The organism is Shewanella psychropiezotolerans, from assembly GCF_007197555.1.
Taxonomy (GTDB): Bacteria; Pseudomonadota; Gammaproteobacteria; order Enterobacterales; family Shewanellaceae; genus Shewanella; species Shewanella psychropiezotolerans.
Window position 1 is genome coordinate 4929453 of sequence record NZ_CP041614.1, and the last position, 22113, is coordinate 4951565.

At 46.0% G+C, this 22113-nt stretch carries 18 protein-coding genes and 1 pseudogene; 3 read left to right on the top strand and 16 right to left on the bottom strand.

Annotated features, from left to right (window positions below; all coding sequences use genetic code 11):
• Positions 1-20 precede the first annotated feature (20 nt).
• The 10 genes from FM037_RS21545 to ffh all read right to left on the bottom strand — a co-directional run bounded on the left by FM037_RS21545 (position 21) and on the right by ffh (position 10231).
• A complete protein-coding gene (locus tag FM037_RS21545; RefSeq protein WP_144047701.1) occupies positions 21-356 on the bottom strand; it encodes a hypothetical protein in 336 nt (111 codons plus the stop codon).
• 145 nt (positions 357-501) lie between these two features.
• The gene (locus tag FM037_RS21550) at positions 502-1605 is read right to left on the bottom strand and encodes a hybrid-cluster NAD(P)-dependent oxidoreductase (protein WP_144047702.1); all 1104 of its coding nucleotides are present in this window, start codon (positions 1603-1605) and stop codon (positions 502-504) included.
• Positions 1606-1679: 74 nt separating this feature from the next.
• Positions 1680-3338, bottom strand: a complete 1659-nt coding sequence (hcp, locus tag FM037_RS21555; RefSeq protein ID WP_144047703.1) for a hydroxylamine reductase — start codon at positions 3336-3338, stop codon at positions 1680-1682.
• Positions 3339-3688: 350 nt separating this feature from the next.
• Positions 3689-4828 carry a bifunctional chorismate mutase/prephenate dehydrogenase gene (gene tyrA, locus FM037_RS21560; protein WP_144047704.1) on the bottom strand — a complete coding sequence of 380 codons (1140 nt, stop codon included), beginning with the start codon at positions 4826-4828 and terminating at the stop codon, positions 3689-3691.
• 74 nt (positions 4829-4902) lie between these two features.
• Positions 4903-5994, bottom strand: a complete 1092-nt coding sequence (locus tag FM037_RS21565; protein ID WP_144047705.1) for a 3-deoxy-7-phosphoheptulonate synthase — start codon at positions 5992-5994, stop codon at positions 4903-4905.
• Positions 5995-6626: 632 nt separating this feature from the next.
• Positions 6627-6980 carry a 50S ribosomal protein L19 gene (gene rplS / locus FM037_RS21570; protein WP_144047706.1) on the bottom strand — a complete coding sequence of 118 codons (354 nt, stop codon included), beginning with the start codon at positions 6978-6980 and terminating at the stop codon, positions 6627-6629.
• Between the two features lie 53 nt (positions 6981-7033).
• The gene (gene trmD, locus FM037_RS21575; RefSeq protein ID WP_144047707.1) at positions 7034-7762 is read right to left on the bottom strand and encodes a tRNA (guanosine(37)-N1)-methyltransferase TrmD; all 729 of its coding nucleotides are present in this window, start codon (positions 7760-7762) and stop codon (positions 7034-7036) included.
• A gap of 15 nt (positions 7763-7777) precedes the next feature.
• Positions 7778-8308: a ribosome maturation factor RimM gene (gene rimM, locus FM037_RS21580; RefSeq protein ID WP_144047708.1), complete on the bottom strand. Its 531-nt coding sequence runs from the start codon at positions 8306-8308 to the stop codon at positions 7778-7780.
• Between the two features lie 20 nt (positions 8309-8328).
• Positions 8329-8580 (bottom strand): 30S ribosomal protein S16, encoded by a 252-nt coding sequence (gene rpsP, locus FM037_RS21585; protein WP_077752732.1) that lies wholly within the window; start codon positions 8578-8580, stop codon positions 8329-8331.
• A 277-nt stretch (positions 8581-8857) separates the two neighbouring features.
• Positions 8858-10231 carry a signal recognition particle protein gene (ffh, locus tag FM037_RS21590; protein WP_144047709.1) on the bottom strand — a complete coding sequence of 458 codons (1374 nt, stop codon included), beginning with the start codon at positions 10229-10231 and terminating at the stop codon, positions 8858-8860.
• Between the two features lie 305 nt (positions 10232-10536).
• Here ffh and FM037_RS21595 point away from each other — a divergent pair, with 305 nt between their 5' ends.
• Together FM037_RS21595 and FM037_RS21600 are read left to right on the top strand one after the other, a co-directional pair.
• Entirely contained in the window at positions 10537-11325 is a 789-nt protein-coding gene (locus FM037_RS21595) for a cytochrome C assembly family protein (protein WP_144047710.1), read from the top strand.
• A gap of 201 nt (positions 11326-11526) precedes the next feature.
• Complete coding sequence (locus tag FM037_RS21600; RefSeq protein ID WP_144047711.1) at positions 11527-12810, top strand: HlyC/CorC family transporter; 1284 nt, start codon at positions 11527-11529, stop codon at positions 12808-12810.
• Between the two features lie 116 nt (positions 12811-12926).
• Here FM037_RS21600 and FM037_RS21605 read toward each other — a convergent pair whose 3' ends face one another.
• A complete protein-coding gene (locus FM037_RS21605) occupies positions 12927-13472 on the bottom strand; it encodes an Mpo1 family 2-hydroxy fatty acid dioxygenase (RefSeq protein WP_144047712.1) in 546 nt (181 codons plus the stop codon).
• 1175 nt (positions 13473-14647) lie between these two features.
• Here FM037_RS21605 and FM037_RS21610 point away from each other — a divergent pair.
• Positions 14648-15932: pseudogene (locus FM037_RS21610) on the top strand (acetyl-CoA hydrolase/transferase family protein).
• A gap of 300 nt (positions 15933-16232) precedes the next feature.
• On the opposite strand, the gene dsdC reads toward FM037_RS21610, so the two are convergent.
• The 5 genes from dsdC to acpS all read right to left on the bottom strand — a co-directional run bounded on the left by dsdC (position 16233) and on the right by acpS (position 22038).
• Positions 16233-17189 carry a DNA-binding transcriptional regulator DsdC gene (gene dsdC, locus FM037_RS21615; protein ID WP_144047713.1) on the bottom strand — a complete coding sequence of 319 codons (957 nt, stop codon included), beginning with the start codon at positions 17187-17189 and terminating at the stop codon, positions 16233-16235.
• 169 nt (positions 17190-17358) lie between these two features.
• The gene (locus FM037_RS21620; RefSeq protein ID WP_144047714.1) at positions 17359-18699 is read right to left on the bottom strand and encodes a D-serine ammonia-lyase; all 1341 of its coding nucleotides are present in this window, start codon (positions 18697-18699) and stop codon (positions 17359-17361) included.
• Positions 18700-18710: 11 nt separating this feature from the next.
• Positions 18711-20042 (bottom strand): GntP family permease, encoded by a 1332-nt coding sequence (locus FM037_RS21625; protein WP_144047715.1) that lies wholly within the window; start codon positions 20040-20042, stop codon positions 18711-18713.
• Between the two features lie 491 nt (positions 20043-20533).
• Positions 20534-21100, bottom strand: a complete 567-nt coding sequence (locus FM037_RS21630; RefSeq protein WP_144047716.1) for a hypothetical protein — start codon at positions 21098-21100, stop codon at positions 20534-20536.
• A gap of 539 nt (positions 21101-21639) precedes the next feature.
• Entirely contained in the window at positions 21640-22038 is a 399-nt protein-coding gene (gene acpS, locus FM037_RS21635; protein WP_144047717.1) for a holo-ACP synthase, read from the bottom strand.
• Positions 22039-22113 lie beyond the last annotated feature (75 nt).

The following is a 22113-nucleotide window of genomic DNA, read 5'->3' on the forward strand; positions in this document are numbered from 1 at the left end:
GCTAATCTACATATGCCAAGCTACACGGCGGCACCATCGGTGAGATTCAACCAACCTTTGACAATTCTATGGCAAAACCAGAGTATCGCTATCGAGTAGACAATGGAACTCAGCCATATTTGAGTTAACGATAAGCCTATTCCGCCCATCAGCATAAAACCAATAATGGAGTGTCTCTGCCAGCGAAGGTGCGACGATATCATGTCACCGGAACATGAAGTCCTCTGACCTAAATTGATAAAGAGCCCGACTAAGGTTGGCAGAAAGAAGATGGGGAATGCTGACATCAAGGCATAGAGAAGATGCGCCAAGCTTGGATCGTCTATAGATACTCTCTCGGAGGTTGTCGATATCATAGATTGGCTCCACAAACACAAAATTAAAGATAAAGCAGTGAGTTTCATCTTTAACAATACGTTGTCATAGGCTATAGCGCAAATTCAGCCTCATAAAAAATCACAGGTTGTCACTGACTAGCTAGAAAAGACTAGCCTTAAATCTCTATAACTGCAGTAAAACATCACTCTTTAACTTAGTAGAGCAAGCCAGTACATAACCTTGTGCTATCTCGTCCTGGGTCAATGTCATCTCACTGCTCGACTCGGTTTCACCCTCGATAACCTTGCACTTACAAGCACCACAAACACCCGCGCGGCAAGCAGCTATGATAGGCAAGCCTTCGGCTTCGATACCCTCTAGCAGAGTTTCACCCTGACCCATGGCACGTGAATTATCACCGATACGCAGCATAAAGCCAGTTGCAGTATTATCGACGTCAGTGATAACCATTTCATCGTTCCGCGATAGCTCTGTGCCGAAGCTCTCATAATGGTAACGGCTCATATCGAAATTCAATGATTCGAGTAGAGACTCGACTCCCTTCATAAATGGCTCAGGACCACAGACAAAAATGGTTCTCTGTTTATAATCTTCAACGAGTCTGTTGAGCTGTTCAGCATCGATGCGTCCCTCTCCCCAGCTAAGCCCTTGGGGAAGTCGCTCTGCACCTGACTCCAGAATATAACTGAGATTAAAGGCCGAATTATTAAACCTGATTGTGTCCAGCTCAGTCCTAAAAATCATGTCCTCCGGACTCTTAGCGCAATTGAGAAAGGCGATATCGGCACCGACCTGAGTATCGGTTAACCAACGTGACATCGAAAACATGGGCGTTATGCCACTACCGGCACTGAGAAACAGGTATTTATCGGCCTTGATATCGACCAGATTAAATACTCCATCGGGTCCGCTGGCGTTGATAGTGTCACCGACATTTAATGATTCGGCTAAGTAATTCGATACTCGTCCTCCCTCGATGCATTTAACCGTCACAACAATCGAGTAGGGACGAGAAGGAGAGGAGGAGATAGTATAACTGCGATATGTTTTCTTACCGTCGATGTCCATATTAAACGTAAGGAACTGCCCGGGCTTGAACTGAAATTTTACCGGTTCAATCCCCTGAAACCGATAACTGAACACATCATGGGTCTCTTGCCACTTTTCGACACACTGGAGCTCTACTTGCCCATGTTGCCAGTCGTTGGATGCCAGTTGACGTTCATGATTGTGTAGCGAGGGCCGGGAAATAGTGTCAATACTCATGTAAAACCTTAGGGATCGAAAGTAAGGTAACTGACTGGCCAATAAACGAGCCAGTCAGTTATTTCAGGGGCTGATTAAGCGGCGTTTAAGATAGTTTTAAGATCTTCTTCGGCAGTTGTAGTGGTACGCAGACCAAATTTATCCTCTAGAATCTTGACCAGATTATCACTCAAGAAAGCAGGTGGAGTCGGACCGGTACGGATATTCTTAACGCCTAATGACAACAAGGTCAGCAAGACGACAATCGCTTTTTGCTCAAACCATGAAAGCACTATGCTCAAAGGCAGCTCATTGAGTTCGCACTCGAATGCCTCAGATAGCGCTAGCGCCAGTTGGATCGCAGAGTAAGCATCGTTACACTGACCAATATCGAGCAGACGCGGTATGCCATTGATTTCACCGAACTCGAGTTTGTTGAACTTATACTTACCACAACCTAAGGTCATGATGATCGAATCGTCGGGAGCCTGAGTCGCTAAATCGGTGAAATAACTACGCTCATTCTTATCGCCGTCACAGCCACCGATAAGGAAGAAATGCTTAATCGAGCCATTCTTCACATTCTCGACTACCGCAGGAGCCGCCGCCATCAATGCATTACGCGCAAAACCTATGGTGATCATATGAGGAATTTCATCATAGGCGAATCCTTCCAGCTCCAACGCTTTGTCTATAACTAGACTAAAGTCTTCACCGGTCAGATGGGTAACACCTGGCCAACCCACGATACTGCGGGTGAAGATACGATCGGAATAGTCACCAACATTAGGATCGATAATACAGTTAGAAGTCATCACCACGGCGCCGGGGAAGTTAGCGAATTCTTTCTGTTGATTCTGCCAAGCGCTGCCGTAGTTCCCCACCAAATGTGGGTATTTCTTAAATTCCGGGTAAGCCAGTGCCGGTAGCATCTCACCATGGGTAAAGACATTGATGCCCTTGCCTTCTGTCTGCTGCAGAATAAGTTCAAGATCGACCATGTCATGGCCCGAGACTAAGATCGCCTTACCTTTCACTGCAACCGTATTGACTAGAGTCGGCTCTGGATGACCGAAAGCCATTGTTTCGCCTTTATCCAACATCTCCATGATGCGATAGTTTAACTGACCTATCTCCATCGCAGTGCCGAATAGCTTATCGCCATCAACCGAATCTTCACCCAAGAAAGCCATGATCTCATGAAACTCACCGGCGACTTCATCATTGGTCTGGCTAAGCACGCGTGCATGCTCCATATAAGCCGCCGCACCTTTGAGCCCGTATAAGCATAATAGGCGCAGGCCAAGAATATCTTCGTGAACATCACCACGGTTTGGCAGTGCAACCACGGCCTGAGCCAACATTTCTGGCTTAGATGCACCTAGGACCAGCTGCGCTGGCGCACTCAACTCGACAGGAGTCTGACCAGACGCCGAACATGCCGCTTCATAGGCAGTTTTTAAACGTGTACGTAATCCATTCGCATGCTCTACATAGCCCACAATCCGATCATCATCGAAGTTGACATTGGTCAGGGTGGCGAAGAAGGCTTTAGGCACGAACGTATCGACTTCGCTGTCTATGATATCGAATTCGCGAGCTTTAACCGCATAGGCCGAGACACCCTGAAGTAGATAAATAAGTAGATCTTGCAAATCCGAAGTCTCGGCAAGCTTGCCACACATGCCCTGGGCATAACTACAGCCATTTCCGACCGGCGTTCTCATTGTTTGTTCACACTGAATACAAAACATTACTACTGCTCCTTTAATCATGCTTTTTATTTGCATGTTTTGAAATAGTCTAAAGCCATAGTCCATATTGAGGTAGGGCTTTCTATTTTAATGAAGATAACTATGCGCTAGATCAATTTAGCTTTCCCGCTATATAGATAGGAGAGCTTCTAGCAATATAACTGCAGTAGAAAACAAAAAAGGAGCCTAAGCTCCCATTTCTGATATAGACATAAAATTGTTTAAATTTAAGTGACTTAGGTGAACATGAAGGTAGAAATGCAAATGAAAACTCTTATCATTTATATCTCTATCGCCCAATTGACTAAATAGGCTTTATTAAAAAGTGAGCCTATTTAAATAAGCATAAATTAATCAGTCTTCATATCATTAACGCTCTGTAGCATGGCGCGACTCTCGCGTTGGAACTGAGGCGCGAAATCACCAAACCACTGCGCAACTTCCTTAAACTGAGCAACAAACGCATCCCTATCGCCAGCCTGTAGAAGAGACAAGGCTTGAGAATAGTTATCCAGGTAATCCCCTATCGCATGCATGCTCTCTTTCTGAGCGAAGATAATATCGGCGTACAGTTCAGGACTCTGAGCAAATAAACGCCCCACCATGGCCAGCTCCAATCGGTAAATTGGCGAGCTAAACTGTAATAAGGAGCCAATGTCGGCTTCTTCCTTGTATAGGTTTAATCCATACACGAAGGATGAAAAATGGCGCATGGCCTGAACCAGCTGCATGGCTTTATCATGCTTTTCAGGCTCGGCTTCGACGAGGCGAGCACCCCAGATCTTGATCTGTTCCAGTAGCCATTGATATTTATCACTATCACGCCCATGACAGACTACAACCACCTGTTTAGCTAAACTGCCAACATCTGGGCCAAACATGGGATGGAGTCCCACGACGGGACCGCTATGAGCCGCAAGCATCGCCTTAACGGGTTCAGTTTTAACTGAGGTCAAATCGGCTAAGATACAATCGCTTGGCAAGGATGATAGCTTATCTCTAATTAGTTCGCAGGTAATAGAGATAGGCACAGTGACGATGACCAGACCTGCGCCTTCGAATGTCTGCGCTGCGCTGGCCCAATCATCTTTATCCAATACTTTAACCTGATAACCTGACAAAGTGAGCATCTGGGAGAACAAGCCACCTAGCTTCCCCTCACCACCCACGATCACAACATCACCGAGATCTTCATTTATTTGCTTAAAGCCGACATCTTTCTCATTGAGATAAGATTCACGCATCAGGCGACGTAAAATATCTTCAATCAGCTGGGGAGAGACGTTCATCTTCTGGGCTTCATCTCTTCGCTTGGCCAACATAGCAGCCTCTCGCTGAGGAGCATAGATAGGAAGTCCTGCGCCATGTTTAACCGCTCCGACCTGAGCTACAAGGTCGAGACGCTTTCTTAAAAGGTGGATCAATTGCTGATCCACACCATCGATCAGACCTCTGAGGTTCTCAAGATCCGATGTTGTTTTTTCATTCATCTATATTCTGTCCATCAAGAAAACGTAAAATCGATTGCTCACCGATTAGCTGTCAAAGCAGCTAACCAGTATATTCAGGCATTGACGACTTTTAGCATATCAAATCGAGACGGTAATACGTGAGTTAATAATGCTGAACCTTCACGTAAAATCTGCTCTGTGGTTGCCCAATCCATACAGGCATCGGTAACAGAAACCCCGTAAGCCAGCTCACTCATGGGCTTATCGCTGTTTTGGCGACCTTCATTGAGATGGCTCTCGAGCATAACACCTATGATAGATTGATTGCCCTGCAGGATCTGAGCAAATACATCTTCACAGACCCCCTGCTGTTTTCTATGATCTTTTAAGGAGTTGCCGTGGCTACAATCGACAATCAGACGAGCATTAAGCTTAGCTGCATGTAACTGACGCTCACATTCGGCAACGCTCTGGGCATCATAATTAGGTGTCTTACCGCCACGCAAGATCACGTGACCATCCGGGTTGCCCGCCGTTTGCAGTAACGCCACCTGCCCCTTTTGGTTAATTCCCATAAACCTATGCCCACTCGCCGCAGACTCAAGCGCATTGATAGCAACACCAAGCTTGCCATCGGTGCCATTCTTAAAGCCCACTGGCATAGACAAACCCGAAGCCATCTCTCTATGAGTCTGGGACTCGGTCGTACGTGCGCCGATGGCAGACCAAGTGACTAACTCAGACATGTATTGTGGGCTGATAGGGTCTAATGCCTCGGTTGCAACCGGAAGACCTAGTTCCGCAAGCCAGATCATCAACTCTCGAGCCTGCCTAAGGCCTTTCTCCACATCGAATGACTCATCCATATCAGGATCGTTGATCATGCCTTTCCAGCCCACTGTGGTTCTGGGCTTCTCGAAATAGACTCGCATCAGGATGTAGAACTCATCACTTAATTCATCATGTAGCTTCTTGAGCCTGAGGGCATACTCTTTGGCTGACTCGATATCATGGATAGAACAAGGACCGGTCACAATCAAGACTCGGTTATCACGCTTATGTACGATATCGGCAACGGTCTTACGGGCATTAAGCACGTAATGATATGCAGCCTGAGACAGAGGAATTTCAAGCTTCAACTCCTCAGGAGTCACTAATACTTTCTCAGAGCTGATGTGAACGTTGTTAATCGTATCTTGCTGCATACTACCCACCTAAGGTCTATCCGTTATAAATCGATTCAGTTATTAATCAAGAGTGTCTTCAATGCTATTTGTAATGCATGCTACCGATACAACTCGTATCACCGTACTGCTACACCATTACACCTGTGAACTAACTATGCCTGCGGATTAAAATAAGATCAAGCAAGATCTGTAAACTAAAGAAAAAATCATGGAATTAGAAAATGAAGTTCTAAGCTGTAAGTTTGATATGCGATATCAGCCTGTAATACGTCTTTGTTTTTGGCTTATCCCGAGCCCCGAGCCCCGAACTTCGACACTTTCTCAGCCTTGCCTCGAAACTTACAGCTAAAAACTGGATTCCGGCCACAAGCATGCCGGAATGACCTGTGGTTTTTATGTGCTTTGGCCTTACAGCTTTCTCAGCCTAATCTCGAGCCTTACAGCTTAAAACTCGTAATTCGACACTTTCTCAGTTCTATCTCGAGACTTATAACTTTCTCAGCTCTATCTTTAACTCGCAACTCAGAACTCAGAACTTTCTTAGCCTTGTCTTGAGCTCGAAACTTTTCTTTCCCCCAAGATCACAAAAACCCGCCATAAGGCGGGTTATTGTGCGAACACTGCATCTTTTCTTACTGCGTACTACTAAATTACTTAGTAGTTAGCTTCTCACGGATACGTGCAGACTTACCTGAACGCTCACGTAAGTAGTAAAGCTTAGCACGACGAACACGGCCGCGACGCTTAACTTCGATGCTAGAGATGATTGGGCTGTGAATCTGGAACGCACGCTCAACACCTTCACCATTAGAGATCTTACGTACTGTGAATGCAGAGTGAACGCCACGGTTACGCTTAGCGATTACAACGCCTTCGAACGCCTGTAGACGCTCTTTACCGCCTTCTACAACACGTACTTTAACAACTACTGTGTCACCTGCACCAAACTCTGGTACATCTTGCTTCATTTGCTCTTCGTTGAGCATTTTAATGATGTTATTCATGAAATAAACTCCATACTAGAAATAACCGATCGTAACTATCCACTTGGGTTCGTTTATTCAACAAACTCATTTAGTAGCTTCGTTTGTTCGTCAGTCAGAGCTAGATTTTCTAATAAATCTGGTCGTCGTAACAAAGTTCTACCGAGACTTTGTTGCAGACGCCAGCGTCTAATATGTTCGTGGTTGCCACTTAACAAGACTGCCGGTACATCTAAACCATCCAAGCTTTCAGGGCGAGTATAGTGGGGACAATCCAATAATCCGTCAGAGAAGGAATCCTGCTCCGCCGAGGCCTTTTTTCCCAGAACACCGGGAACCAGCCGTGATACTGAATCAATCAAAGCCATCGCAGGAAGTTCACCGCCCGAAAGCACGTAATCTCCGATTGACCACTCTTCATCCACTTCAGTCTGAATAATGCGTTCATCAATACCTTCGTATCGACCACACACTAAAACCAAACTGTCCGATTTAGCTAACTCTTCGACGCCTTGCTGTGTCAGCTTGCGTCCCTGAGGAGAGAGATAAATCACCTTCGCACTGTCAGCAATAGCAGCTTTCGCTGCATGGATAGCGTCGCGCAATGGTTGCACCATCATCAACATACCAGGGCCACCACCGTAAGGGCGATCATCCACTGTATTATGTCTATCATGGGTGAAATCACGAGGATTCCACGTTTGCAACTCCAGCAGGCCATTCTTAACGGCCCGACCCGTTACTCCAAAGTCTGTTACGGCGCGAAACATCTCAGGAAACAGGGTTACTACCCCTAACCGCATATGTTCTACCTCGACTTAAAAGTCCGGATCCCAATCCACTGTGATCTGTTTTTCCGGCAAGTTCACCTCTATGATGAACTGTTCGGTGACAAAGGGGATCATACGTTCCGCTTTGCCGAAGCCATCTTTCGCGTTGGCTTTAACTAAGAGCACGTCATTCGATCCTGTTTCCACGATCTCCTGCACCTTGCCCATGTTGTAACCTTTGGTATTAACCACTTCACAACCGATAAGATCTCGCCAGTAGAATTCATCTTCCGGCAAGGTCTCCATCTGCTGCTGAGTAACCGCAATCTCACAATTTGTGAGCATTTGCGCCTGGTCCCGAGTTTCTACACCTTCAAGAGAAGCGACAACTGCCTTACCCTGAAAGCGCCACTGCAGCACCTTAACCTCACGCCATTCACCTTGCTCTTTTATCAACCAAGGAGAATAGTCAAAAATACCTTCAACAGAATCGGTATAGGTAGTGATCTTCAACCAACCCTTAATGCCATGACTGGATCCTAATTTCCCCAGTACGACAGGTTCTTGTTTACTACTCATCAATCTATACCTTAACGCTATTAAGCAGCAGCTTTACGTGCGTCTTTGATCAACTTAGCTACACGTTCAGATGTAGTAGCACCAGTTGCAACCCAGTGCTCAACGCGAGCTAGGTCTAAACGTAGAGTTTCTTCCTGGCCACGAGCCATTGGGTTGAAGAAACCAACACGTTCGATGAAACGACCGTCACGAGCCTTACGGCTATCAGCAACTACGATATTGTAAAATGGACGCTTTTTTGCGCCGCCACGAGCTAAACGAATGGTAACCATGCGTCTTTTATCCTCTAATGATTTGCTTCTCATGAAGCAAAAATAAAAACTGGAACTCCGTGTTCGCGAAGAGTCCCAGATAGAAAGCCGGACGATTTTACCTTACCTGCCGACGAATGCAACCAAATATAGCAATTCTGATTAAATTCCACTCTCTTTAATCAAAATGCCTATTAATAATTTTTACATCACCACTTACTGAAAGCTGATGTAAATAAAAAACCCACAGACACAATATTAGCATCTGTGGGCTATTAAACTGATTAAACAGCGGGTCTTAACGACCCGGCATCTTCATTCCAGGTGGTAGCATACCACTCATACCACGCATCATCTTCTTCATGCCGCCTTTAGCTGACATCTTCTTCATCATCTTCTGCATCTGAGTAAACTGCTTAAGCAAACGGTTCACATCTTGGATCTGCGTACCTGAGCCCAAGGCGATTCTGCGCTTACGTGAACCTTTAATGATATCGGGACGCTTACGCTCACCCGGTGTCATAGAGCTGATGATGGCTTCCATCTGGTTAGTCATCTTACCGCTCTGCACCTGAGCTAGCGCCTCAGGGGGCAGCTGGCCGACGCCAGGCAGTTTTTCAATCATGCCCATCATGCCGCCCATGTTCTTCATCTGCTGCAGCTGCTCACGGAAATCTTCTAGATCGAAGCTACCGCCCTTCTTCACTTTAGCGGCGAGCTTCATCGCCTTGTCTTTATCGACGCCGCGCTCAACTTCTTCGATGAGTGACAGCACATCACCCATACCTAAGATACGTGAAGCGACACGATCTGGATGGAATGCCTCTAGGGCGTCTGTTTTCTCGCCGACACCTAAGAATTTAATTGGCTTGCCGGTAATATGACGAATAGACAGAGCCGCACCACCGCGGGCATCACCGTCGACTTTAGTCAGTACTACACCGGTTAAGGGTAGCGCTTCATTGAAGGCCTTAGCCGTGTTAGCCGCATCCTGACCCGTCATGGCATCGACAACAAACAGAGTCTCGACAGGATTGACCGCTGCATGCAGCGCCTTAATCTCATCCATCATGCTCTCATCGACATGCAGACGACCCGCTGTATCGACAATCACTACATCGATGAACTTAAGCTTGGCATGAGCCAGCGCCGCGTTAACGATATCGATAGGCTTCTGGCTGACGTCAGATGGGAAGAATTGCACATCGACCTCGGTAGCCAAGGTCTCCAGCTGTTTAATCGCTGCCGGACGGTATACGTCGGCGCTCACCACTAATACAGATTTCTTCTCTCGCTCGCGGAGGAACTTACCCAGTTTTGCAACACTGGTGGTTTTACCCGCACCTTGAAGACCCGCCATCATGATCACTGCTGGCGGCTGCGCCGAGAGGTCCAGGCCTTCGTTGGCCTCGCCCATGGCGTTTTCAAGTTCGCTCTGGACAATCTTAATGAATGCTTGCCCCGGACTCAGACTCTTAGAGACCTCTTGACCAACGGCGCGCTCTTTAACGCTGTTGACGAAGGCACGTACAACAGGCAAGGCTACATCGGCCTCAAGCAGTGCCATACGCACTTCTCGTAGAGTGTCCTTAACATTATCTTCTGTTAAGCGACCACGACCACTGATATTTTTCAGCGTGCGTGACAATCTGTCCGTTAGGTTCTCAAACATTATCGCGTTCTTACCATTTAGAATTCATATTAATGGGCAGTATTATAGCGACGCCCAGATAATATGCTACTGCTATGGTGCAAGATAACCAGCTCTTCCCCTATATAAAGCCGGGCTAAAGTGTAAAACTTAGGTCTAACGCTCAGAAAGCACTAATTTTTGTACCTTTATCTACTGCACAACCCACCTTAGCTCGTGTTACTCTAGGAGTAAGATTAAAAAGAAGGCTTTACTTGCTTCTCCCCCTTCGCATTGGTGGTGTGTTAAGCAGTCCATAGCAAACAAAACGATAGGTTAATTACTCAATGGTTTTATTTTCCGCTTCAGCCATGCTCTTTTACTCCATAGCCTTAGTGTTAGTGGCCAGCCGTCTGTTTCATGCCGATGGGCCTAATCGCCGTCTTGTCGCTAGCTTTGCCGCTATTGGCGTGGTACTTCATGCGGCAGCATTATCTCAGGCGATCCTGACAACTGATGGGCAAAACTTTAGCCTGACCAATGTCATCTCTATGGTGAACTGGATCATTGCCTTCAGCTTTACCGTCTTATTATTCAGACTCAAGATGATTGTCGTCGTGCCAGTTGTGTATGCCTGCTCCGTCATCTCAGTCGCACTACTCTGGTTGGTGCCACCGCAATACATCACCCATTTTGAGATCCATCCCGACATATTAGTCCATGTAGTGTTGTCATTGATGGCCTATAGCGCCCTGATGATCGCCGCCCTCTACGCCATACAATTGGCGATAATTCAACATAGATTAAAGAGTAAGAAACTGATGCTAAGCCCATCAATGCCACCTCTGATGACAGTTGAAAAACAACTTTATCATCTGGTGATTGTTGGCGTTATCTTATTGAGTCTCTCTCTCGCCACTGGCTTTATCTTCCTCGATGACATGTTCGAAGATGGCAAGGGCCACAAGGCAGTGCTGTCTATCATGGCCTGGTTTACCTATATCGCCATGCTTGCTCAACAGTATTGGGTAGGCTGTAGAATAAGAACCGCTGTGGTTTATACCCTCACGGGAGCCGTCATGTTGTCACTGGCCTACTTTGGCGCCAGAATAGTAAAAGAGATAATATTATCTTAATCATTTCAATGACTAACTCTCTATATGCGCTGCGATTCCCCCTGCGCATATAGACGGGCTAACTTGACACAAAACTCAAACCGATGTAATTACTATTCTTTGAATAAATTCTAAATACAGACATACCCGAAATTCAGATAAGCTAACAGGTATAGCGATAACTGAATTGCAGATGTCATAGCCAACTAATGGAGCTCCTTTTTGGACGCCATATCAACCAGCGCATTGCTCATCATTCTTGTCGTGTTACTCATCATCTCAGCCTATTTTTCGGGCTCAGAAACCGCCATGATGACCCTTAACCGCTATCGACTTAAGCACTTAGCCTCCAGCGGTCATAAGGGCGCTCAACGCGCAATGAAATTACTGGACCGGCCCGACAGACTCATTGGCCTTATCCTCATCGGCAATAACTTAGTCAACATCCTCGCCTCAGCTATAGCAACTATCATAGGTATGCGGCTGTTTGGCGATATGGGCGTGGCCATCTCAACTGGTGTACTCACCTTAGTGGTGCTGGTCTTCGCCGAGGTGACACCGAAAACAGTAGCCGCGTTACACCCGGAGCGCATCGCCTTCCCATCCAGCTTACTGCTCAAATGGTTGCTGGTTATCCTCTTACCCCTAGTGAAAGCGGTAAACTTATTCACTTCAGGCTTTCTGCACTTACTGGGAATACGTTCAGTTAAAACCTCAGATGCCCTAAGCAAAGAGGAACTAAGAACCGTAGTTCACGAGGCGGGCGCACTCATCCCCAGGCGTCACCAGGAGATGTTACTTTCGATAATGGACCTTGAGAAAGTGACCGTAGAAGACATTATGATCCCCCGCTCAGAGCTGTTCGCCATCAATATCAATGATGACTTCAAGAGCATCACTAAGCAGATGATCCAGAGCCCCCACACTCGGGTCCTATTGTTTAGAGACAATATCGACGATGCCGTCGGCTTCGTGCACCTGCGCGATGCGCTACGTCTACAGTCCAAGAATCAGTTCAGCAAATCTTCCTTACTACGAGCAGTGAAAGAACTTTACTTCATCCCAGAGGGAACCCCTCTCAATGTGCAACTGGGTAACTTCCAGCAGAACAAGGAGCGTATCGGCCTGGTGGTAGATGAATACGGTGATATTCAGGGGTTAGTCACCCTCGAAGACATACTCGAAGAGATAGTGGGCGATTTTACCACCTCATCGGAACCCACCCCGAGTGAAGAGATTAACCAGCAACAAGATGGTAGCTTCCTTATCGAAGCCTGCATCAATATTCGGGAACTCAATAAAGAGATGAAATGGGACTTTCCCACCAATGGACCTAAGACCCTCAACGGTCTTATCATCGAATATCTGGAAGACATTCCCACCCCCAATACCAGCATGCGTATTTCAGGCTACCCCATCGAAGTCATCGACGTGGCCGAAAACATGATTAAAACCGTACGTATCATGCCCCAGCACTATGAACTTCCAAAGAAGGCATCAAGTTAGTAATACTGCTGTACTGACTGTGCTGGTTTAAATAGTGTAGATGTAAAGGCACTGATATAAAAAGTACTCACAAAAAAGGCGCATAATGCGCCTTTAACAGATTAATCCGAATTCGCTTAGGATCTCGCCTCGCGGCGCAGTGTCTCCAGAGCGCGACGCTTTGCTACCGCCAAGGGGGTTATCTGCTTATCTAACTCTTTCTCCAGTCCTAACATAAAATACAATTCTGCCATCAGGAAAAATGGCCCAATCAAGAGCTGGTTAAGATCGTCGACAAACGCAGGTTTAGCCTTCTCATATTTATGACCGATAAGCTGGAACACCCAACCCACAACAAACACGGCTATAGCTATCCAAACCGCGCCTTGCACTTCGGCAACCAAGTGAGAGGTATAGAGCACAGGCAGAATAAACAGAGCTAAGCCAATCGCCAAACGAGCGTGCAGTTTGAAATAATAGATAAGCACACCAATAGCGAAAGCCGACGCCACATTGATGCTGATAGCAGGATCATCCCAGGCGAAAAAATTAACCGGGATAAGGTTTAGCAGTAAAAATATAGACCAGATGATCAAAGGAACCCCAACGAAGTGAGTCCTGATATTCTTAGGATTCAGGTGAACACTTTTATAAGTCGATAACTGCTCTTCGGCGGATTTCATCTGCTCTTCTCCCAAGATAATCTTATTTAATTATAGTGATTAAACTTTTCGCTTAGTCTAACGAGGTTCTAGGACCTAGTACCTCGTCAACCCTATGTGTACGTTCGTCTCATTTAACCAAATCTTAACCTAAAGGATTTTGCCCTGTTTTAATAGAGTAAAAGATCAAAAACTTGCTGACTTGTCGAATAACAAGTTTCTGAAATATCTTTGAGTAGGGCTCATTGGACCTAATTGTTATTTGATTAGTTTGCTAAATACCATAGCTTCGCTGGTATTTATTGCTTGCAGCAGGTGCTGTATAGGATATACGAATGTCGTGATCACATGGATGTGAAAGAACGGCCTCATATGCAGATACTTCAGTGGGACGCTGGCTCTTAATTTCATAAGAAGTGTCCCTATACGCTCTGCGGTTTCATCCCTGAAACCGAAGCCCACAGCCGCATTATCTACATCGGGTTATTAGTTTCTTCGATTGAAGGTATAGAGAAAATGTAACTCATTTAGAATCAAAACGGTTTACTTGTCTGAGAGCAGGTTTTAAATATCTTTTTGATTGGTTCATTGGGCAGGTCTTGTACTTGGCATATTCTGATTACCGATATTGCATTGTTATCTACCGCCTGTCCGGCGATAATTGTGCGCTCTTTTTTTGAGAAGGTTCTGTGACACGGTGAATATGGCGTAGCCATGTGCCTATGAACGAGAAGCATGGAAGCTGAACTGGCCTTTAGATAGGATATCATTCAAGCACAGTCCATATAGCCTCAGCCAAAACATCTGACCTACGCGGACGTAGAAAATGTATGGAACATTTTTGGCCATGTCACGGAAGGTCACAGCCGCGTTCACACCTGAATATTTATTTCTTCCAATTAGAGTTTTCTGGTTGTAACTCATTTTTAGACAGAAGCAAATTAAAGCATTGGGTCTAATTAAGCTGACATTGATTAGAAAAAGTATCTTAGTTTATTCGAAGACTCTAATTCGCTGCGACCCCTTTATCTGCCTTTATCTGACATTGGCCGCCATCACTGTCAATATTTATGAACATAAGTTCGGCAACTGTTTTAGGCCTCAGCTATCAGTTTTCGGCCAGGTCTATATTGCATTAGACCTGGCCTTGCTAGTATTTCGGCAGCTGACAATTAAAAACACCCAGGGAAATATCAATGGCACCAATTGTTTGTACTAGTGCGCTCGAAGCCGTCTCTCTGATCCAGAGTGGCGAAAACCTCTGGACCCATTCCATGGGAGCCACCCCCAGGCTGCTACTGAATGCCCTGGCGGAACATGCCTTGAGTCGACAAGATCTGACTCTGCTGCAACTCCACACCGAGGGCGCCGAGTCACTGAGTAATGACAATCTCAAAGGGCACCTGCGCCATCGCTGCTTCTTCGGCGGCTTGCCGACACGGCGACTGCTGCAACAGGGAGACGCAGATTATGTGCCTATCTTCCTCTCCGAAGTGCCAAAATTGTTCCGTTCGGGGAACAGAAGATCGATACCGCAATCATTCAGGTCTCACCGCCGGACAAACATGGCATATGCTCGCTGGGGATCTCGGTGGAAGCCACACTGGCGGCCTGTCAGGTGGCGGGCAAGATCATCGCCCATATCAACCCGCAGATGCCCCGTACCCACGGAGACGGTTTCATTCACTACAGTAAATTTTCCGCCGTCTATGAAGAAAGTTCAGCACTGCCACAACATCCGCTAGCCGCCAGCGATGCAGTCAGCTTGGCGATAGGTAATAACGTAGCCGAGCTGGTCAGAGACGGTGATTGTCTGCAGATGGGCATAGGCGCCATTCCCGATGCTGTGCTCAGCTGTTTGGGGGCCATAAAGACCTAGGGATCCATACCGAGCTCTTCTCCGACGGGGTGCTCAATCTGGTTGAGCTTGGTGCCGTTAACAACAGCAAGAAGAAGGTCTATCCAGGCAAGACAGTGACCGGCTTTGCCCTGGGCAGTCAACGCCTGTATGACTATGTCGATGATAATCCCTCGGTAATATTCATGGATATCGAGCAGGTTAATGACACCGCCATCATTCGCAAGAACCCCAATGTCATGGCGATCAACTCGGCGCTGCAGATCGATATCTCGGGCCAGATTTGTGCCGACTCACTGGGCACGAAGATCTACTCCGGCGTCGGTGGTCAGATGGACTTTATCCGTGGTGCCGGCCTGTCCGAAGGTGGCCGCTCTGTGATTGCCCTGCCGAGCACCGCATCGGGGGGCAAGGTGTCGAGGATTGCCACCGTACTCTCACCCGGCGCTGGGGTGGTAACCACCCGGGCCCATGTCCACTATATCGTCACCGAATACGGCTGCGTAAACCTGCGGGGGCGTTCACTCATAGAGCGGGCTAGGGCCCTTATCGATATTGCCCATCCTGACTTCAGGGAGCAGCTGTGTCGAGAGACCTTCGACATGTGGGGACTCAGTGTCTAGTGGCCATCTATACATACGAAGTCAAAAACAAAGACAACCTATTATTAATCAACCACTTGCCATGACCCAAGGATGTTATTGGTTAACTATATCTAGGTTTATTTCTCTGCTAGTAATATAAAGGAAATCATCTGTAACAATGAGTTGGTGAAATAGGCTAGGCTGCCTTTACACTGGTTTTTTCCAGAACTGGGCATCGCCATTTTTTATGTTTAATTGATAAGGTTCGAAGCCATACTTTCTGTAGAAAGTAAGTGCAGTTTTATTGCCTTCTTGGACTTTCAAACTAACTTTTCAAGTTTATAAACTGTCACATCTATTGGCCACAGCTCCCTCATCGGCCTGCTGTTTTAGCCAGTTAAGAAAGGCTTGGACTCTCGGGTTTGGCTCTATATCGGCACTATAAACAGCATGATACTGGTAGCTGGCGGGAGTACTTAATGAGGCAAAAGGCGCGATAAGTTCACCGCTTCGTAGACGTTTATCCACCAAGCGTTTACGGCCTATAGCGAGTCCCGCATTATTCATGGCGGCAATAACGGCCAAATCAGAGCGATCGAAGCTTAAGCTGCGACTATTATCTATGCCCATTATTTGATGGTACTTCGCCCACTCTAACCACTCGGCATTAAAGGCCGCTTGTGGCCAAGCTTTGCAATCATGCAGCAAGGTACATTGACTCAAGTTGTGTGGCTTACCGATAAGATCGAATCGCTCGGCATAGTCTAGACTGCATACGGGCGTCACTTCTTCAGACATTAACTTTATACTAGCGAGGCCCGGAAAAGGCCCGCTGGCATAATAGAGGGCCACATCGATAAATTGGGTGCGAAAGTTAACATCTTCGTTACCCGTAAGAATATCGAGCTGAATAGCTGGATAAGCTTGATGAAAATCATGGATCCGCGGCACCAGCCAACACTGAGTAATTGAGGGACGGGCATAAATAGTGAGCCTGCCCGATAATTCATTGGTTCGAATCTCATTAAGCTCTTCATCTAGCTGAGAAAATAATAATGTACAACTGCGAAACAGCCGTGCTCCTTCTTCGGTCAATTTAAGTTGCTTATGTAAACGATGAAACAGCTTAAATCCAAGCTCTTGCTCAAGCTTGCCAATTCTATGGCTGACCGCACTGGGTGTCAGATACAATACCTGAGCTGTCTGAGTAAAAGACAGGTTCTGCGCCGCATTAACGAAGGTATTAAGATTCGCCAATTGACTCGCGCCCAGTTGTGCGTGCCTGCCTTGATACATAAGCTATGTGTCCCACTAAAATTATCTAATGCAGTTTATGATACAAGTCTGACTTTTGCATTTGAAAATAAACCAATACCATGCCGTACTTATACCTAATGCAATTGGTATAAGTACGGCATAAACCCGTTTAGATTTATCCTGCGCTGCATACGTAAGAGCGGTTAATTCAGGAAAGGCCTACAAGCTCAGCACGCTCGAGATACTTATTCATTTCATCCGTTGGCACCATGCCGCCCCCCGTCGCCCACACCAAGTGAGTCGCGTTGGCCAGCTTACTTTTAAGCTGCATCCTATCGAGGTAAGCATCATTGGCAAGCACATGAACTATGCCAGGTACCCCAGCAAGGGCGGATGGCTCAAGCTTAAGCTGCTCAGTTTTGTACATCATCCCCAATAACTTATACATCTCATCATCTTTAATGGTGATATAACCATCGAGCAGTCGCTCCATCGCTCTACCAACAAATCCTGATGCACGTCCAACTGCTAAACCGTCGGCCGCAGTAATATTATCTATGCCTAAGTCTTGAACCGAAATTTTATCATGTAAACCAGTATGCACACCTAACAACATACAAGGTGACTGAGTCGGCTCGGCGAAGATACAGTGAACATTATCACCAAAGGTTTGCTTAAGGCCAAATGCCACGCCGCCAGGGCCGCCACCAACACCACATGGAAGATACACAAATAGCGGATGCTCAGCATCAACCAATATCCCCTGATCGATAAACTGTTGTTTCAGGCGCTCACCGGCAACGGCGTAACCTAAGAACAAGGACGTAGAGTTTTCATCATCGACAAAGTGGCAGAAGGGATCTTTGAGTGCTTCTTCACGACCACGTTCAACGGCAATGCTATAGTCAAATTCATACTCGACCACATTAACCCCATGACTACGCAATTTATCCTTTTTCCACTGTCGAGCGTCAGATGACATATGCACGCTCACCTTAAAGCCTAGCGTTGCACTCATGATACCGATAGATAAACCTAAGTTACCTGTAGAGCCCACGGCTATTTTATATTTGCCAAAGAAGGCTCTAAATTCATCCGAGTCTAACTTGCTGTAATCATCATCAAAACTGAGTAGGCCTGCTGCTAGCGCCAACTTCTCGGCGTGCTGTAGCACCTCATGAATACCACCTCTAGCCTTAATTGAACCAGAAATAGGCAGTAACGCATCAAGCTTGATCATCATTTGACCTGGCAGCTCACACTCATAGCGCTCAGCCAACGCAGCTTGCATGGCAGGAATGGCCTGTAGTGGTGACTCTATGATGCCATTCGTCGCACGAGTATCAGGGAAAGTACGACAAAAGAAAGGCGCAAACCTTTGTAAACGCTCGCTTGCATCTTGCACATCTTTATCGGTCAAACCAACATAAGGGAGTGCCGTGACGTAATCGGTAATATTAGGGTTAAACCAGCTCAGAGGCTTAAGGCTAATTAAGTTCTGCAGCAATGGAAACTCGTTTACCAGCTGTTCTACTTGTTGCTTATTCATAATCTACTCTTCTATACAACTTGAGATAATAATAGGATCCCGCCTAGGGAGGCAAATGATGCCAATACGGTAGCGGCGGTGAAATACTTGAAGGTGTCTTGAATCGAGGCGCCCAGATACTGCTTAACCAGCCAGAATAAGGAGTCATTCACATGGGTCCAACCAATAGCACCCGCACCAATGGCCAATACGATAATTTCAGGTTTTACATTTGGATATATGCCCAAAAGTGGCATCACGATACCTGCAGCGCTCAACATGGCAACCGTGGCTGAGCCTATAGCCAAGTGCATGATGGCAGCGACGAGCCAAGCTAAGATAATGGGATTTATCTGCACGGTTTCCAAGATACTACCTAAACCCTCACCCATGCCAGAATCGATCAGCACGCCGTTAAAAGCGCCTCCGGCACCAATGATCAGCAAGATTCCTGCGATAGAGCCGAAGCAATCATTGGTTATCTGCTGGATTTTATCCATCGACATGCCGCGACTCAGACCCAGAGTAAAGTAGGCTACGAGTACAGAGATAAACAGGGCCGTAATAGGGTTACCTAAGAAGGTCACTAACTCATAAAACGAGCTGGTTTCGGGTAGCCATAAACAGATAATGGTCTTGCTAATCATGATCAGCAAGGGCAGTAATATGGTAAACAAGGTAATACCAAAACCGGGCAAGTCGTTATGGGCAGTGGATGCCTGCAGGTCAACAGGGGCTTGAGTAAAAGGTAACCGCTTACCCCACATACGTACCCACAGTGGGCCGGAGATAATGGCGGTTGGAAAACCAATGATTATGCCATATAGAATGACCTTACCCACGTCGGCACCCAGCATGCCTGTTACTGCAAGTGCAGCAGGATGAGGCGGCAGCATACAGTGCACTGTCATCAAAGCTACAGCCAGTGGAATACCGACCTTAAATAGAGGCACATTGGCTTCTTTGGCGATAGTGAACACCAGAGGAATAAGCAGTACGAAACCTACCTCCACAAAAACAGGAATACCAGCAATAAAGCCCACTGTCATCATCACGATATCTGCACGCTGCTGTCCCAAACGGTTCAGCATGGTCTTGCCAATGCGCTCAGCACCACCTGACACTTCGAGCATCTTACCTAGAATAGTACCAAAACCTATGATCAGGGCCAGAAAACCGAGTGTACCGGCCACGCCCTTTTCGATAGAGTTCATGATATCCCCAAGCGGCATCCCCATAGTCACGCCGACGAAAATACTGGATATGATAAGAGAAATAAACGGATGTAATTTAAGTTTAACGATACAGAATATAATGATGCCGATCGATAAAGCCAGAACCGACAACAGTGCGACGTTAGTCATTTTCGAGTACCTCGAATTGTTTAAATTTAAATTGATTAAAGCTAACGGTGATAGCCTAATAGGCCGTGGTCTTTTTATGGGAGGCAAGTATGCGATAGCTTAAAAAAATAGACAAAGTATGAATATTTTGGCATTGGTTGAACCTAATTCACCCTAAACATCGGCAACAAATAGGCAGAAAAGGACTAGCAAAGCCCTAAAAGTTGACTATAAATTGACTAGGAAAGGACTAGAAAAGAACAGAGATTGTTAATGGCTGAATTAGAGGGCCGAACATGGTTAAACATCCCAGAAAATACGCTTGGTCACGACAAGTTTAGAGCCAATATCCAAGCCCATTTAACTTTAAGATTCGGCCACCTAGCCTAGGACATCCAATCAAACCTGAATAAATAAAAAGCTAATTGGATCCCCCCCTTATTGCTGGCTATACTTTGTGAGGAGTGAACAAAATCTAGCCATTTCTTGTCCATTTAATGGCCTTATTAGCACTATTTTTGATTAATCTGAATACGCTCTATATCTAAAGACATTCTTTCTAATAGCATACAAAGCGTTGCAAATAAAAGGTCAAACGCACATCTAACACCAACTAATGAAATTAAATTTTTGCTGTTTCGACTGATTCCATTTTTTTGAAAGACATTACTAAGACTAACTCTAAATGCCTCTTCCAAATCTGGGTCTTTATTCAATATTGATTGCATTTTATTTTTGTTATTTTGGCTATCAAGTTGAGCATCTGTTATTCGATGTGCAAAATCATTTCTGATGCTCTTGAATAGCTGTAATTGCTCAACTATTTCAGCTTTAACTAAGCCTAATCTATAGCACATTTCAATTTTTGCAGAAAAACTACCAAGTGGCGCGTATGCGCCACTCACTAATTTGTCGTCTTTTTTCATAGGTGGTAGTAAAAACGAAACTATTAAATTCTCAAGAGCAACATCTAAAATGGAACCAGCTAAAATTACAGCTCCTCTGTCACTTTCAGATGAAATTAAAATATGATATTTAATAAAAACTTCCGAAGCTTCTTTACCTACAATACTAGACATCAATTCCCCTATAATGCTAACAGCTTATTAAATAGACACAGCGATAACATTGTTATCTGTGCTGCATTTCAAATATTATCTGTGCGCCTTGATAAGACGCCATCACCTACTAAAACCTATTGTTTTAAAAGATAACACAAAAGTAGGTAGAACATTATCGATACACTGTCATATGGAGGGGAGTATGAACTATGGGGTTTAAGCAATAAAGCTAAAATCGAAGAGAAAAAACCCGAGTGTAGATGCGGCTGAGAGCTTCCAAAACAGGGACGTTTTGGCAGAGCCCACATGGAAGTGTTCACGGCGTCTCGCAGAAGTATCTGCACATCTCCCGCTGGGAAGCGTTAGATGAAATTGAAGCTACAAGCTTCAAACCCACCGCCCAATATCAAAAAATCAAAAACAGGCGACCCGCAGAACCTTCTCAAAGTAAAGAGTGCACATCCCCCCGCCGGAGGCGATAGGTAACAATGAAGGTACGACCTTCCAGCAAATACCAAGTCCAAGTACCAACTTAAAGGGATAACCAAGTCTTATCCTTAAGACTCAAGGATAACTGTTGCTGTAGCGTAGTGCTTCTCATCGGCAATAGAGATATGCCCTCTCACACCACCAAGCAACGCGAGTCTTTCAGCCGCGCCGCCGCTGAAACTCACCAGTGGTGCGCCATTGGCATCATTGCTAATTTCGATATGCTGAAACGAGACGCCGCGACCTATGCCGGTGCCTAAGGCTTTGGCGGCAGCTTCTTTGGCGGCGAAACGCTTCGCCAGATAACGTCCGGGCATAGATGAGGCGATAAATATCGCCATTTCGGATTCGGTAAGCACGCGTTTGGCTAAACGGCACTGAGCCAGGCCATCAAGATCACCAACGGCAGGCACTTTTTTCTCGATACGTTCAATCTCGGCGATATCGGTACCTAGACCAACAATCATATATATCCTTAAAGCTAAGAAGTAGCGAGTTCCTAGTTACCAGGAGTTTGAACCTAGGACCTAGGAACTCGTATC

Bases quoted from the DNA above. Each gene is read 5' to 3' on its own strand.
- rpsP (WP_077752732.1), bottom strand. From the start codon at position 8,580: ATGGTTACCATTCGTTTAGCTCGTGGCGGCGCAAAAAAGCGTCCATTT.
- trmD (WP_144047707.1), bottom strand. From the start codon at position 7,762: ATGCGGTTAGGGGTAGTAACCCTGTTTCCTGAGATGTTTCGCGCCGTA.
- FM037_RS21605 (WP_144047712.1), bottom strand. From the start codon at position 13,472: ATGAAATCCGCCGAAGAGCAGTTATCGACTTATAAAAGTGTTCACCTG.
- FM037_RS21625 (WP_144047715.1), bottom strand. From the start codon at position 20,042: ATGACTAACGTCGCACTGTTGTCGGTTCTGGCTTTATCGATCGGCATC.
- FM037_RS21630 (WP_144047716.1), bottom strand. From the start codon at position 21,100: ATGTCTAGTATTGTAGGTAAAGAAGCTTCGGAAGTTTTTATTAAATAT.
- rplS (WP_144047706.1), bottom strand. From the start codon at position 6,980: ATGAATAACATCATTAAAATGCTCAACGAAGAGCAAATGAAGCAAGAT.
- acpS (WP_144047717.1), bottom strand. From the start codon at position 22,038: ATGATTGTTGGTCTAGGTACCGATATCGCCGAGATTGAACGTATCGAG.
- rimM (WP_144047708.1), bottom strand. From the start codon at position 8,308: ATGAGTAGTAAACAAGAACCTGTCGTACTGGGGAAATTAGGATCCAGT.
- FM037_RS21595 (WP_144047710.1), top strand. From the start codon at position 10,537: ATGGTTTTATTTTCCGCTTCAGCCATGCTCTTTTACTCCATAGCCTTA.
- FM037_RS21620 (WP_144047714.1), bottom strand. From the start codon at position 18,699: ATGAATAAGCAACAAGTAGAACAGCTGGTAAACGAGTTTCCATTGCTG.
- FM037_RS21545 (WP_144047701.1), bottom strand. From the start codon at position 356: ATGATATCGACAACCTCCGAGAGAGTATCTATAGACGATCCAAGCTTG.
- FM037_RS21550 (WP_144047702.1), bottom strand. From the start codon at position 1,605: ATGAGTATTGACACTATTTCCCGGCCCTCGCTACACAATCATGAACGT.
- hcp (WP_144047703.1), bottom strand. From the start codon at position 3,338: ATGTTTTGTATTCAGTGTGAACAAACAATGAGAACGCCGGTCGGAAAT.
- tyrA (WP_144047704.1), bottom strand. From the start codon at position 4,828: ATGAATGAAAAAACAACATCGGATCTTGAGAACCTCAGAGGTCTGATC.
- ffh (WP_144047709.1), bottom strand. From the start codon at position 10,231: ATGTTTGAGAACCTAACGGACAGATTGTCACGCACGCTGAAAAATATC.
- dsdC (WP_144047713.1), bottom strand. From the start codon at position 17,189: ATGTATCAAGGCAGGCACGCACAACTGGGCGCGAGTCAATTGGCGAAT.
- FM037_RS21565 (WP_144047705.1), bottom strand. From the start codon at position 5,994: ATGCAGCAAGATACGATTAACAACGTTCACATCAGCTCTGAGAAAGTA.